The 15,800-nt window shown below is 36.7% G+C and carries 9 protein-coding genes; 2 read left to right on the forward strand and 7 right to left on the reverse strand.

The features are described 5' to 3' along the window. Positions 1 to 327 precede the first annotated feature (327 nt). Positions 328 to 1,380: a dipeptide epimerase gene (locus IQ237_RS03590; protein ID WP_194052406.1), complete on the forward strand. Its 1,053-nt coding sequence runs from the start codon at positions 328 to 330 to the stop codon at positions 1,378 to 1,380. Further along, a complete protein-coding gene (locus IQ237_RS03595; protein ID WP_194052408.1) occupies positions 1,364 to 2,410 on the forward strand; it encodes a DUF1611 domain-containing protein in 1,047 nt (348 codons plus the stop codon). Before IQ237_RS03590 ends, IQ237_RS03595 begins: the two co-directional genes overlap by 17 nt. Before the next feature lie 198 nt (positions 2,411 to 2,608). Here IQ237_RS03595 and IQ237_RS03600 read toward each other — a convergent pair whose 3' ends face one another. From IQ237_RS03600 to IQ237_RS03630, 7 genes are all read right to left on the reverse strand, one after another. After that, positions 2,609 to 3,640, reverse strand: a complete 1,032-nt coding sequence (locus IQ237_RS03600; protein ID WP_194052410.1) for a hypothetical protein — start codon at positions 3,638 to 3,640, stop codon at positions 2,609 to 2,611. 579 nt (positions 3,641 to 4,219) lie between these two features. Continuing rightward, positions 4,220 to 5,461 (reverse strand): glycosyltransferase family 4 protein, encoded by a 1,242-nt coding sequence (locus IQ237_RS03605; protein WP_194052508.1) that lies wholly within the window; start codon positions 5,459 to 5,461, stop codon positions 4,220 to 4,222. Positions 5,462 to 5,700: 239 nt separating this feature from the next. Next, the gene (locus IQ237_RS03610; protein ID WP_194052411.1) at positions 5,701 to 7,284 is read right to left on the reverse strand and encodes an HlyD family efflux transporter periplasmic adaptor subunit; all 1,584 of its coding nucleotides are present in this window, start codon (positions 7,282 to 7,284) and stop codon (positions 5,701 to 5,703) included. Positions 7,285 to 7,452: 168 nt separating this feature from the next. Continuing rightward, a complete protein-coding gene (locus IQ237_RS03615; RefSeq protein WP_194052413.1) occupies positions 7,453 to 10,455 on the reverse strand; it encodes a peptidase domain-containing ABC transporter in 3,003 nt (1,000 codons plus the stop codon). A gap of 230 nt (positions 10,456 to 10,685) precedes the next feature. Beyond that, complete coding sequence (locus tag IQ237_RS03620) at positions 10,686 to 11,402, reverse strand: peptidylprolyl isomerase (RefSeq protein ID WP_194052415.1); 717 nt, start codon at positions 11,400 to 11,402, stop codon at positions 10,686 to 10,688. A gap of 549 nt (positions 11,403 to 11,951) precedes the next feature. Further along, positions 11,952 to 13,841, reverse strand: coding sequence for a calcium-binding protein (locus IQ237_RS26800; RefSeq protein ID WP_194052417.1), 1,890 nt, complete (start codon positions 13,839 to 13,841; stop codon positions 11,952 to 11,954). Positions 13,842 to 14,963: 1,122 nt separating this feature from the next. After that, positions 14,964 to 15,734: a COP23 domain-containing protein gene (locus tag IQ237_RS03630; RefSeq protein WP_194052419.1), complete on the reverse strand. Its 771-nt coding sequence runs from the start codon at positions 15,732 to 15,734 to the stop codon at positions 14,964 to 14,966. Positions 15,735 to 15,800 lie beyond the last annotated feature (66 nt).

Below are 15,800 nucleotides of genomic sequence, written 5' to 3' on the forward strand. Positions count from 1 at the left end.
GAGTTATTTTGTGAAGGTTAATAACAAAACTTAGGAAACTGACACAAGAGATATCTGGTGAAAATTATCTAGTGACAATTAATGAATTGTCCTGACAATAGTTTCATACAATAGTTTCAGGTTAGACAGTTAATTACCACCAGATATCTATTTACCTTACAGTATTTATATTGTTTGACCTAACTGACAATTATTATTATTTAAATTTCTTTATAAATCAAATATAGATAATATTCAGATACCGAATTTCTTCAAACAATCCGGGATCTAATAAATTATAATCTTGTTTATTTAGTGTATTATGGTTGATAAGTATAAGTTGCTAAAATGAAAACACAAATCAACCTATTCACAGTCAACAAAAGATTCCCCTTAACAATAAGTAGAGGAACAACAGCACAAACGACAAATATCAGCGTCAAAATCATCGAAAACGACATCGAAGGATGGGGAGAAGCATCACCATTTGGTGTGGGTAATCACCGTCAAACCACCGAAATGATAACAGATGCCTTGCAAAAAATCGCCCCTGTGTTAGAATCATACAACCCTTGGCAACGTCAGGAAATTGAAGCAGTTTTAACACAGTATCAAATTCCTTCCGCAGCCAGAGCAGCAATAGATATGGCGTTGTATGATTGGATGGGGAAAAGTGTAAATTTACCATTGTGGAAAATGTGGGGACTAAATATCAAGAATATAGTACCCACATCCGTAACCATAGGTATTAACTCCCCAGAAGGTGCAGCAACCAGAACCAAAGACTGGTTAGAATATATGGATGTACAATTATTAAAAGTGAAATTAGGAACAAAAGAGGGAATAGAAGCAGACAGAAAAATGCTCTTAGCAGTGAAAGAAACAGCACCAGAAATAGATTTATTTGTAGATGCTAACGGAGGTTGGAGTTTAGCAGATGCAATTTCTATGTCTCTGTGGTTAGCAGATTTAGGAATAAAATATATAGAACAGCCATTACCACGAGGTGAAGAAAATAAATTAGCCACCCTGAAAGAACATTCACCTTTACCCATATTTGTGGATGAAAGTTGCTTTACCAGTGTGGATATTCCCCCATTAGCAGATTATGTAGATGGAATTAATATTAAACTTATGAAATCTGGGGGTTTAAGTGAAGCATGGAGAATGGTAAATACAGCCAAAGCACATAATTTACAAGTGATGTTTGGCTGTTATTCTGATAGTTCATTAGCGAATACAGCAGCTTCCCAACTTGCACCATTAGCTGATTATTTAGACTTAGATAGTCATTTAAATTTAATAGATGATCCTTTTGTGGGTGCGTCAGTTGAAAAAGGACGAATTTTACCTAATAATTTACCAGGTTTAGGAGTACAATACAGTGCGTTTGCCACTTAATAAAAAGATAGCAATTTTATTGCATGAAGGACTGAGTGGAACTCAGGGAAAAACTGGTTTATCAATTTTACGCTATAGTGAATCACCGATAGTTGCAGTGATAGATCGGGAATGTGTAGGTAAATCTTTAGCAGAGTTAACAGGGATAAAACGTGATGTTCCTGTTGTGGGTTCAGTGAGTGCAGCTTTACAGTATCAACCGGAAGTTTTAGTTATTGGTATTGCTCCCAAAGGTGGAATAATTCCTGATCATTATTGGCCGGATATCAAAGATGCACTCAAAGGGGGAATGTCTTTGGTGAATGGGTTACACACTCCCCTGGGAAATATACCGGATTTAAACGCACTTTTAAAACCAGGTCAGTTAATTTGGGATGTGCGGAAAGAACCTGCTAACTTAGAAATAGCTTCCGGGTTAGCGCGGACTCTTCCCTGTCGTCGAGTCTTGACGGTGGGTACGGATATGGCTATCGGTAAAATGTCCACCAGTTTAGAATTACATCGTTCAGCAAAATTACGGAGTTGGCGTTCTAAATTTTTAGCTACTGGTCAAACTGGGTTAATGTTAGAAGGTGACGGTGTAGCTTTGGATGCGGTGCGGGTGGACTTTGCTGCGGGTGCAGTGGAACAGTTAGTGATGCGGTTTGGTAAACATTACGATATTTTGCAGATTGAAGGACAGGGTTCTTTATTACATCCTGGTTCGACTGCAACTTTACCTTTAATTCGCGGTTCGCAACCGACACATTTAATTTTAGTGCATCGAGCCGGACAAACTCACAATCATAATAATCCTCATGTTCCGATTCCTCCTTTACCGGAGGTAATTAAAATGTATGAAATTGTTGCTAGTGGTGCGGGTGCTTTTGCGAAAGTTCCGGTAGCTGGGATAGCTTTAAATACTAGAGATTTAGATGAAGTTGCTGCTAAAGATGCGATCGCTCAAATTACAGATCAAACAAGTTTACCTTGTACAGATCCGGTGCGGTTTGGTGGTGGTTTGTTGTTAGATGCAGTGATGGGAAGTTAGTTTAGAGATAATTATGAGGTGATTTAGATCCCCGACTTCTATAATCATTGATCCCTGAATAGGATCGTATTTAACAGAAGGCGGGGATATGAATATTTATTTGTCTGAATCAGGATATCCAGGATTTCAGGATTTACAGGATGAAACTTTCTCTTTCAAATTTGAACTGTTTTGGTGTACAAGCTGTTGTTACTTGGGTCATACTTTATAACTGTTGAAATGCTTTCTAAATATAGATTTTCTCAGTTTTTGACCCTTTTTTCTTTTTCTTTGTGAGAAATCCGGGTTAAAGAGGTGCAACTTCCTGGAAGGAAAGTTAGATGTAATAGAAAATGGTTTTTCAGTATTTGACGACTGTTCAATTATTGGATATTCACTATATATTTTTCCATTTTTAGTATTATAAACTACTATTTTTTGTGCGTTAGCTATAATGTACTTTGTTCCTGTCAAGTATGTTATATCTTTAACATTGGTATGTGCTTTGTAGATGTCGGACGTAAAACGATTAACGAAATTGTCTCCAGTAAACAAGCTATGAAAGTCGCTTTTTTCGTCTACAAATGGTGGAATAAATTTACAAACTATAGCCACGCCTAAAATATTATTAGAGATAAGTTTTCTTGCTTCATTTCTACCTAATGAAAATGATAATATTTCCTCGCGCCTACTATTTATATTTCCTATTAATAACTTGTATTCTTCAGTTAAAATATTTTTAAGAATACCTCTTCCAGCTTGAAAATATTGAGTAGTAGAAGTGCTTTCAACTTCTAATGCTAAAAAATCTTGGTATTTATTACTCAGGGAAATTCCAGGTTCAATTCTTATGGTTACTATTTCTTTATCTGCATCATAGCTCACTTTGTAGCCACCGTTGCCTGTGGATTTTTTGTTAATCTTAATATTGTAAGCGTTATTTATATTAATACCTTTAGATTTTAACTGACCATAAAAAAAAGTATAAGCTTGCTGTAATCTTTTATTATACTCATCGGTAGTTTCAAATTCGTCTTTTTTAACCTTTGCAACAATAGGTAAGGTCTGTGAAAACGAATTAAAAATATATTTATGATTACTCACTGAGTAATTTTGTGTTTGAACTAATTTATTGTTCAATTGAATTTCGATAGGATTTTTGGCTTGTGATATTTCCTTATTTACCAAAAAGTGTAATGCTATAAGCATAATTCCACTGGCTACGCTAATTATGTTTAGACTTGGGAACATGGTTGATTGTATTTAATAATGCAGTTATTGGCATAATACACCCAAACCCGGATTTCTCACAAAGAAAAATAAAAAAAGGGTCAAAAACTGAGAAAATGTATCGCAATAAGCTCCCATTTTATCAGCAAGGTCTGAGGGCTATGATGCTTATCCAACAACAACCTCTTTAGCTTCTTTGTCGCCCCCTCAACTTTACAGCACATTCCATCTACATGAGGTACGCTATAAGCAGGCAAGATGCCTGCGCTACAAGGGCTTTATTATTAATAATCTGTACCTCAGAATAACGGAAACTCAGGGGAAACGCATCTTATCAATAAGGGCGATTCAATCTCAATAACGACCAAAATATTCGCATTAACGACCACTTATTGACAATATTTTAGTCCATCACCATGATCCTGAAAAAATCAATCAAACGATAAATAGGGATTTATTGGTCTATACATTAAAACGGTATTTTGTCAATAAGATTTAGATGCGTTTCCCCTGAACGGAAACTGCTGTATATTTTTTATATCACTCGTTCCCATTCTCCAGACTGGGAATGCAAACCTAGAGGTTCTACCTCTCTAAAACCTAAATTCTCAAACCATAGGAATTAAGAGAAGTTTTCTTACCAAATATCCAATCTAATTGTTTTGGTAATAATGCTGCTAAATTATAATTATTGACTATTGTTTTTCTTGCTGCTGTACGAATAACTTTCATATCTTGGGGATTATCCAAAGCTAAATTTACCTTTTCGGCAATTTGTGCAGGAGAAAAGAAATCTGCTAAAAGTCCATTTTTACCATCTTCAATGATCTCTACAACTGGGGGAGTATTGGAAGCTATGAGTAAACATCCTACAGACATTGCTTCTAACATTGACCAGGATAAAACAAAAGGACGGGTTAAGTAAATATGGGCTGAGGAAGCTTGTAAAAGTTGTAGATATTCATGGGTAGGCAGTCTACCTGTAAAATGTAATCTGGATAAATCTAAATCTAGACTTTCTAACATTAACTGTTTATAGGTTTTCCCATCAGCAAGATGTTTACTATAAAATACTTTATCTTCGCCATCAACTACAATATGACAATTTGGGCGCTGTTGTTGAATTAATGCTACTGCTTCCATAAACTGAGGAAAACCCCGATAAGGTTCTAAACCTCTTGCTGAATAGGTAACTAATTCTGTGACGTGGGAAAGATCCAAATTGATGCTAGGTAAAAATAATTTAGTATCTGGTTGAGGAATAAAGTAATTAGTATCAATACCATCGTGACAAACAGTGATTTTATGATGATATTCTTGGGGAAATTGTTGACGCTGCCAGTTAGTAGGAGAAAGTCCGCGATCGCAATGGTATAAATCGAGTAAAATTGGTGAATTTTTTACCCTAATACGACATATATCATCTGCACTTAATGGATCACAAGGATCAAAACCCGCATCTGAACCGCGACTATGATAAAACCATTCAAAGAAACATAATAATTCTGCTTGGGGAAAAACTTCTTTTATAAATAAAGTTAGTCCCCAACCAGAATGACCATAAATGATATCTGGAATAAAACCTTGATTTTTTAATCGTTCTGCCATCCGATATACTGCTTGTCCGGTGAGAACTGCGTTTTCTAAATTGCGAATATAATGATGTGTTTGACTTGCTACTGTGCGGGAAGGTTGATAAATTACTTTCTGTACACCTGGTATATTTCCTTGTTGATTATTTGTGGCAAATACCACTTGATAATTCTGATCTTGTCCTAAAGTTTTAACTAAGTAGCGAAATTGTCCGGGAAAATTGGGATGTAAAAATAAAATACTTTTCATATTTCCAGTAGCATTTTTCATACAATTTGAATATGCTTGTTTTAGCCATACAATTATGATTTCCAAAAATATTTTATTTTAGATTTTTTAATATGGAGTTTCTGAGGCGTTTTTTGAGGATATTTAAATCATATTTTCATAATTCGATTACAAGTTCTTTATTAACAGACAGGAAGCATGGCAAGTATGGGTGGTAGGGGTAGCATGGGAGTCACCCATCACCCATCACCCATCACCATTTATCTAACTTCTTTCAAACTATCAACTTGCTTAGTAAACATCTCCGTAAACAAACTCATCACACTCCGTTCCTCACGCACCTTAATATTAGCAGTAATAGACATCCCAGACTGTAAAGGAATGTTTCTACCATGAGCATTAATCGTCTGACTATCTAAACTCACTCTCGCTGGAAATCTATAGTATTGATAAGTCTGATCAGGAGGTAAAGCATCCGATCCGATATTAATGACTTTACCTTTAATATCTCCAAACTCACTAAACGGAAAAGAATCAACTCTCACATCTACATTCATTCCTTCCCGCACAAAACCAATATCTTGATTGGTGATAAATACCTCTGCTACATATTTATCATTAGGTACAATCTGTAATAATTTCTGCGTCGGATTAGCTACAAAACCAGGATTTTTTGCTTGCATATCAAATACTATCCCACTTACAGGAGCGCGAAGTTCTTGATATTTGACATTTAACTGCGTCTGGGAAATTCTACTATTAATATCTGCTAATCTTTGCTCATTTTCCAGAACTATCCTCATAAATTGGCTGTCAATTTCCGCAATCCGCTTTTTGTTATTAGCTATCTGATCTAAAACATTTTTATCTGTCACCGCTACAGTATTTGTTACTTCCTCCTGTCCTCTTTGAATATCAAACTCTAGACGTTTTTCTTCTTCCCTTAATTGCTCTATTTCTGCCCTCAGAGTCTGTACTTGTTGTTGCTGATTCAGATATTGTAATTGAGAAATTCCGCCTTCTTCTGCTAGGATTTTGATTTTATCTAAAATCCGCTGTTGAATCGCTAAACTATTTTGAGTATCTTTGAGTTTGACTTTAGTTTGCGATAGTTGCTTTCTGATTTTTTCAACTTCTAATTGTGCTGCATTAGACCGAGATTCTAATTCTTTTCTGGCAGCTAGGAGGCGTTGTTGTTCATCAATTCCACCACTTATTCCTGGTGTAGAATTTCTTAATTGAGAACGCAATAAATCATTGTCAGCGACTAATGAGGCTCGACTTTTAAGGAGAAAAGCTGTTTCTGGTGGCAAGTTACTGCTTAAAAAATTCAATTCTGATGTGATACCGTTACTTACACTCATCAAGCGACGATAAATATTGTTTTCTTTGATTAAAGCAGCGCGAATCTTGTTTAAGGAATTTAACTCAGCTAAGGTGGCCACAGATTCAAATGTTAAGAGCAAGTCTCCTGTTTTTACTTCTTGTCCATCTTTTACATAAACAGATTTGACAACACCACTAATAGGAGCTTGTACTTCTTTTACTGTTCCCTCTGGTTTTAATTGACCGGTCGCGGGAACTACTTGTTCAATTTTGGCATAATAAGCCCAACCCACTCCAAAACAAGCTACAACCATCAGAGTGATCATGATTGTACGTGACCAAACTGGTGATTGACGTAAAATTATAGATTGATCAAAACTATCTTGATAAGCTACACGAGTCAAAGAGTCTGTTCTAGCTTTCTTGGCAGGTGTCAGCAACTGTACACTACTTTGTTTTTTGCCGTTGCCGTTACCGTTACCGTTACCGTTGATATGATTGCCATTATGTTGAGTCATAACAATTTTGGATTTTGGATTTTAGATTTTAGAGTCAGGAGTTATTAATTTTGGATTTTGGATTTTGGATTTTGGATTGTTTTTCTTAACTCCAAATGTAAAATCTAAAATCTAAAATTTTCTTCCCCTATTTCCACTGATAACTGACAACTGATAACTGATAACTGATTACAAATTAACTTCTTGTTGTTGATATAGGTAGAAATAATGACCTTTAGCAGTCATTAATTCTTGATGATTACCTTGTTCTATTACCCTACCGCCATCCATAACAACGATGGTATCTGCATTACTAACAGTATTGAGACGGTGAGTAATAAAGAAGACTGTTTTACCTTGAAAAGCTCTAGCTAAATTCAGACATATTTGTCTTTCCGTGGGATAATCTAAGGCGCTGGTAGCTTCGTCCAAAACTAATAATTTCGGTTTTTGTAAAATGGAACGAGCGATCGCTATCCTCTGTCTTTGTCCTCCTGAAAGATTAGAACCTTTTTCCCCTACTCTGGTGTTATACCCATTGGGTAAATTCATGATAAATTCATGGGCAACTGCTATCCTGGCCGCTTCGATAATTTCTTCTGTGGTGGCTTCAGGATTAGTCAATGCAATATTTTCTTCCACAGTACCATCAAACAAAAGCGGATCTTGAGGCACAACCCCAATTTGTCGCCTTACTGAATAAAGTTCTACTTTGCTGATGTCGTAACCATCAATCAAAATTCTGCCAGACTCAACGTTATAAAGTCTCAGCAGTAATTTCATCATTGTGCTTTTACCTGAACCACTTTGTCCGACAATACCGACAAATGTACCAGAAGGAAAATCAAGACTCACATTGTTGAGTTGTAGTGGTCCACTGGGAGCAAAGCTGAAGGAAACATTTTCATATTTGACAGCACCCATGATCCCAGGTAAGGGAATATTATCTTTGTCCGTTTCTGCTTCTTGGGGTGTATCCACAATATCACTTAATCGCTCTAAAGATAAACCCGTTTCTTGGAAGTTTTGCCAAAGTTGTGCTAACCGCAAAATAGGACTAGTCACATAACTGGAGATAATTCTAAAGGCGATTAATTCCCCTAATGTTAATTCTCCTTTTAATACTAAATAAGCTCCTACCCACAAAACTAATAAGCTGCTGATTTTGTTGAGAAACTGACTGGTAGAATTAGCTAAAGTGGAAGTGATGACTGTTTTAAAACCTGCGGATACAAACCGAGCATAACGTTCTTGCCAGGAAAAACGCGATCGCAATTCTATATTTTGCGCCTTTACTGTTTGAATACCTGACATTACCTCCACTAAATAAGATTGAGTTGCTGCATTACGTTCTGCTTTGGTACGTAATTGTCGGCTCACCGTGGGAGCAGCAATTAATGTAATCACCACAAATAGGGGAATTGTTCCTAAACCCACTAAAGTTAATTGCCAACTATAAAACAGCATCACGATGATATAAACCACCGAGAATACTGCATCTAATACTACTGTTAAAGCTGTCCCTGTGAGAAACTGACGGATATTTTCTAATTCATTGATGCGAGTTGCTAGTTCACCCACAGGTCTACGTTCAAAATAACGTAAAGGTAATCTGAGTAAATGGTCAATAATTTGTGACCCCAAACTCATATCAATGCGGTTGGTTGTATCCACAAATAAATATGTTCGCAATGTAGTTAACACTGCTTCAAATACACCCACTGCTAATAATAACACCCCTAAAACATTCAGGGTATCAATACTATTTTGAACGATGACTTTATCAATAATTAATTGAATCACCAAAGGATTAGCTAAAGCAGCCAGTTGGACAAAAAAGGAAGCGATAAAGACTTCTATTAATACCCGACGGTGACGTGATAGATAAGGTAAAAACCAACTTAACCCAAAGCGTTGTTGGGGTGTTTCTTGGGTAGCACCGATAAGTAATACCCGCATTTGTGGTTGCAGTTTGGTTTCATCAGTTGCTATTTCTTCTAGTAGTTTGCTTGGTTTGCAATTAATTATTCCTTTTGATGGCACAGCTAAAACTACTGTATTTTCATCTACTGCATAGATGACAGCATAGCTATCTTGATATTGAATTAGTGCTGGTGTAGGAATGCGTGTAATTGCAGTGGCGGGAATATCTACTAATTGGGATCTCAGTCCAATTAATTCTCCCACATAAGCACAAAGTTGAAGGGATATATTACCATGACGTTTAATATTGTCATTTAAAATCCGACGTACTACTTCTTTACGCAAGGGAACTTGTAAATGCTTGGCCAGCATTTGCAAACAAGCCAAGGTAGAATTTATTTCTCCCTGTCCACGAAAAAATGGGTATTGTTGGTGGTGTTTTTTCTCTGATGGTGTTTGGCGTTGGGAAGGAATAACTTCTTCTACTGTGGCGTAGGGAATTTCTATTTCATCTATGCTTTGTTGTTGATTATATGTTAGTTCTGCCTCTACTAGTTCTGGATTGAGGAATGATAAATCTGGGGGATTGATACCTAATAACCGTGCTGGACTGCTCCCTGTTACTTCGATCATTCCTCTAGGATGACTAGATTCTAACGGAGAATTAGGGGGAAAATTAGCTACTTTACCGCCACTAACAAACCAAATTTTATCACTTTCTAGTTGTGTAAAAGAGGATTTTCCTGGTGGTAGGTAATGAATTTTTGCCTCTGATAAAATTTCTTGACTGATGTCTTTGAGATTTAAATTGGCATTAGCTTGTGGTGCTAACAGTGGGCTGAGAATATCAAATACTTCTGAGATGTCACTACAGTTTTGACGATCATTAGCAAAGCCCTGATTTTGGCTTAGTAGACTTAAATAATCTGCTGTACTCAAGGTTAAACAAATCACTTCTGTGGATGCGATCGCTGTTTCACAAGCAATCTGCCGCATCAAACTAATTTCCCCAATTATTGCTCCTGGTTCTAGGATTTTCAGGGTAATTGGTAATTGGGTTTGGGGGTGATATCCCAACAGTCTCACTTTTCCCTCGTACAGAATTGCTATTCTATCTGGTAGTTTTTCTTTACCAATGATTTTTTGTCCTATGCGATAGCGTAGAGCTTGTTGTTGTGATAGTAAATTGCGTCTTTCCTGGGCTGATAGTTGATCAAATCCTGCAATACTCTGGAGAAATTGATCAAAGGATTCGTTATTATAAGTCATATTTATTCGATTTAATAATCTGCTGTTTGTTATTTATCCGGGATTCATGGATTAGAAAAATCTCCACAAACTCTTTCTAGAATTTTTACACCTTGGATATTGTTTGTGCTAGGAGCTTTCCCAAATGTGTAAGTTGGCTTTTTACTGATCCCTGACTTATATGATTAGGTATCTTTATCATGCAAATGATCGAATCAAGGACGTTTCCATCTTTCACCTATTACCTGTTGTTATTGCATATCTTCTGATAGTTTAATTTGCCAGTTTTGTGGAGCTACTTGCCCTTGCAGCCAAGTCTGAAACCGCTCATTCAGCAATCTTTGACGCATTTGCCGATCCAACTGAGCCGGTAGTAGTTTTTCTAGCCTGACAATTACTATCCATTCTCCTATTTGATTCGGTGGTGAAAGTTGCTGTGGTTGGCTTACAGACAAGACTCTCGCCAACATCGGATGAAGAGATTGTAATTCCACAGGACCGACTAAACCATCTGTTTGGGCTTCTGGACCTTGGGCATATTCTCTTGCTGCTTGAGCAAAAGATTGTTCTCCTTCTTGGATGCGGAAGTAGATTTCTTGGGCTATTCCAATATCAGAAGTAGTGATCAGGGAATATATGACTCGATCCAACTGGGGTTTGCGCTGGTAAAAGTAAGAGTCTAAATCTTGTCCCCAAGTGGCTTCTTTGAACTTTTCCAGTTTCAGTTGGCGAATAGCTATACTATTCAACTGTTCGATACTGATTCCCTGCTCTTGTTTTCCTTGATATTGTTGCGCTAACTGTTCACAGGCTTGTTTTTCTTCCTGTGGTGTACATTCAATTTCTGCGATCGCTTGATCAATGACTACCTCTTTCAGTAATGGTGGTACTAATTGGTGTTTCCCCAGTAGTTGTAGAACTTCTGGGGCTGTTAGTATGCGATCGCCAAATTTCAGAACTGGATTCATATCACTTGCCAGTAAATTTACCACCTTTCTCAATTGTTGTTACAACTACATTAAAACTAGATTATATTCAGTTTATCTCTGGTTTAAAACAATGTTCTTTTTATCACTGGTTTTTCTACTTTAGTCCTTTTTCTATAGGTTCATAGCACATATAGCCAATAAATACTCCTACAGTAAGCTAATACACTTTTGTATCGCTCACTAATAGAGGTACTAGTATTTAAGGATATCGTACCAAGCTATCACAATTTTGGGAAATTGCAACCTCAAACTGGCATTTAAGTCAAAAAACTTATAAATTTTACCTGATTATGGAAAAAATAAATTGTCAATCCCAGTGTCAGGAACAGATGCAGTAATTAGGGCTGGCTGAGTAGATTTGTCTCAGCCAACCCTAATTAAACCTATAAATAATCCAATAAATAATCCAAAAGGGAACGAAAGTAGGGGTAATTCATGAATTACCCCTACACAAGAATAAGGTTTTAAGTCACATCTTGCGTAAGTCCTATAAGTATTGAACCGGACATGATATAACTAAATATTTTACTAAATCACAAAGATATCAGAGTGACTCAAACTAGCAGAATTACTCAGAGTTGCGATCTTCACACTAGCTCCAGCACCATCACCATCGGCATCAAAGAATAAATCACCATTGGTAGTGTTGAAAATAAATCTATGGGTGCTGCTAGTAGCTGAAGTCACACCTACGCCAAAAGTAAAAGCTTCTGCGCTTAATTGACCAATTGCTAAACCAGTAAAACCATTGCTATCTATTTGGATTTTATCTGTTCCAGATTCAAAATCCGTAATTGTATCAATTCCTCCATCTAAACTAGTGAAACGGAAAGCGTCCATACCAACGCCACCTGTGAGAGTGTCATTACCCTCACCACCTATGAGAGTGTCATTACCTCCTTGTCCAGACAGATTATCATTACCACTGTCACCATCTAAGACATTATTATCATCATTACCCAACAGCACATTATTCAGGTCGTTACCTGTAACGTTGATATTCACAAAGATATCAGAGTGACTCAAACTAGCAGAATTACTCAGAGTTGCGATCTTCACACTAGCTCCAGCACCATCACCATCGGCATCAAAGAATAAATCACCATTGGTAGTGTTGAAAATAAATCTATGGGTGCTGCTAGTAGCTGAAGTCACACCTGCGCCAGAAGTAAAAGCTTCTGCGCTTAATTGACCAATTGCTAAACCAGTAAAACCATTGCTATCTATTTGAATTTGATCTGTTCCAGATTCAAAATCCGTAATTGTATCAATTCCTCCATCTAAACTAGTGAAACGGAAAGCGTCCATACCAACGCCACCTGTGAGAGTGTCATTACCCTCACCACCTATGAGAGTGTCATTACCTCCCTGTCCAGACAGATTATCGTTACCACTGCCACCATCTAGGAAGTTATTACCATCATTACCCAATATGGCATTATTCAGTTCGTTACCTGCACCGTTGATATTGTTCTCACCTATCAAAGACAGACGTTCTAAATGATCTCCTAAGTGATAACTGATAAATGATACGACTGTATCTATGCCTTCATCAGCATTTTCAATGACTACGTCCTCTAAGTTATCAACAACATAGGTATCGTTACCATTTCCACCGATGAGACTATCAGCTCCTGTACCACCTATGAGAGTGTCATTACCCTCACCACCTATGAGAGTGTCATTACCTGCTTGTCCATAGATAGTATCATCACCAAGTCCACCATCTAGGACATTATTAACACCATTCCCAAAGAGTGTATTATTTAAGTCGTTACCTGTTCCGTTGAGATTGCTCTCACCTATTAAAATGAGGCTTTCTAAATTATCTCCCAGGGTATAACTGATAGATGATATGACTGCATCTATGCCTTCATCAGCATTTTCAATGACTACGTCCTCTAAGTTATCAACAACATAAGTATCGTTACCATTTCCACCGATGAGACTATCAGCTCCTGTACCACCATCGAGGTAGTCATTACCCTCACCACCTATGAGAGTGTCATTACCTCCCTGTCCGTACAGACTATCGTTACCAAGTCCACCATCTAGGACATTATTAGCATCATTACCCAAGAATGCATTATTCAGTTCGTTACCTGTAGCGTTGATATTTTCGTTACCTATTAAAGCAAGGTTTTCTAAATTATTTCCCAGGGTATAACTGATAAATGATACGACTGTATCTGTGCCTTCATTAGCATTTTCAATGACTTGATCCCCTGAGTTATCAACAACATAGGTATCGTTACCATTTCCACCGATGAGACTATCAGCACCTGTACCACCTATGAGAGTGTCATTACCCTCACCACCTATGAGAGTGTCATTACCTGCTTGTCCATAGATAGTATCGTTACCACTGCCACCATATAGGACATTATTGGCATTATCCCCAAAGATTTTATCTGACATTGTCTATACCTTAATAAAATGGTAAAGTGAAATTGAAACAAATTCAAATTGCAGTATTTGTCCAGCCCATTGTCATTGTGGTTAAATCCTTTGACTGTGAGCTTTCGACAAATATTGCTTTCCTGTTTCTAGTTCTTTCATTTAAGCTAAAAACTTTTTATGGACAACAACTAATATGAAACTTTTACAAGAATTTCATATTTTTCTTATCCATTTTTTATATAGTTTTTTTGAATTTTAAGCTAGTCAAAATAATAGATGTCACTAATGTAAACAAGAATTTATTGATGTTGATTAAAAATACTTTTAAACTGTTATATTAGTTGCACATTCTCAATTTATACAGCAATTCTCATAGTGAGAAGGTACAAAATTACAGGTTTTAAGGAACTATTAACAGCAAATAGGGAAAATAAAATAAAGAATCAAGGTATACTGATTTATTCTGCAAAATCAAATATGATTGTTATATATAGCAATCCTATATTCTCCTTGAGAGTTAATAAAGCCTCAAATCCTTATAAGACAAGGATTTTTACTACATATTGTCTCAAAAATGGGGTAGGATTACCATAGCAGAATTGAGGAATAAAACTCTATTTTACTAAGACTTGTATTATAAATTGATGTGATCATCCTGCCTACGAATATATATAATAAATTGAGATATTTTGTTTATATAACTAAATTATATTCACATTTGTTTTACAAAGTTCGGAAGCGAAAATCCATTGTTTTAAACGTTATTGTATACACACCATCAAAAAAATAGCAGTAACATTTGAGGTCGTAATCGCCATTTTTAGGCTCAAAAAGTGCATACTTTTAGAGTATAGTAATTTAAGTTTCTCTGTGTCTAAATATGCAAAATTTTATGATTTTTGCATATTTAAGTGTCACTCAATAAACCTCTGGAGAAAATGAATTTAGGGACAATTCATGAATTGTCCCTAGAACGGGTTTCAAATCATGCACATTGAATTACCAACAGATGTATATAGCGTTTCCCAGTCTCATGAGGTACACCCTAATTTATTTACTTTTCCCAATTCCCAATTCCCAATTACCTAAGATAAAAAACTCTGTACCTCACTAGCTTGGTAAATGCTATAGTGATGTTGATCAACGGAATAAACGAGGATTTAAGATGGTCTGTTTTTGTGGTTGAGATGGACTACCAATTGATACTCCATTTCGTAATTGTGTAGCTGTACCACCATCTTCAGGAGCTAAAAAAGGTTTTAAATTAATGCCATTGTTTGAAGAATTAACAGTATTTTTATCTCCTAAAAGTCTACGTCCTAAATTGTACAGTTCGTTGACTCTTCCTGGATGACGATTAGTGTAGGTGTTAACGGCTACAGTTTGCTGTCCGTTGTCTGCGGTAGTTAAGTTGCTGAAGATACTACTGCGGATAGCGTAGGGGTCTTTATCTCTTGGTACTGTCAGAACAATGCGACAACCGGGTTTAGCTTCGGTGGTGACACAAATAATATTTTCGTTATTTTCTCTGGCTATTTGCAGTTCTTGTAGTCCATCTGGGCGGTATAATTCTAAGCGTTGGGCGATCGCCTGACAACGATTTTGCGGACTCCAACCACCTCCTAATGCTTGAGGTGCTGCCCAAGCAAAAAATTGACCGGGTTGGCTTTGGGGTTGATACATGACTGTATATCTACCATTGTAATATTGACAGCTAAATCTGGTGCTAGTATTAACGGGGGTAGAAGTGGGTATATTGGTGGATGAACCTGATGGTACTGTTGTGGATGAACCAGATGGTACTGTGGGAACAACAACACTATCAGTTTGAGCAAAGGCCACGGAGTTACAGATAAATAAGGATAAACTCAAACCACTTAAAAATAAATACCGCAGCGGTTGTGATGACATAACTTTACCTCTACAAATACTGATATTTTCCTTGACGAAGGATTTGATTTTTAGTTCATCTGATGG

The sequence above is a fragment of the Sphaerospermopsis sp. LEGE 08334 genome (assembly GCF_015207205.1).
Lineage (GTDB): Bacteria > Cyanobacteriota > Cyanobacteriia > Cyanobacteriales > Nostocaceae > Sphaerospermopsis.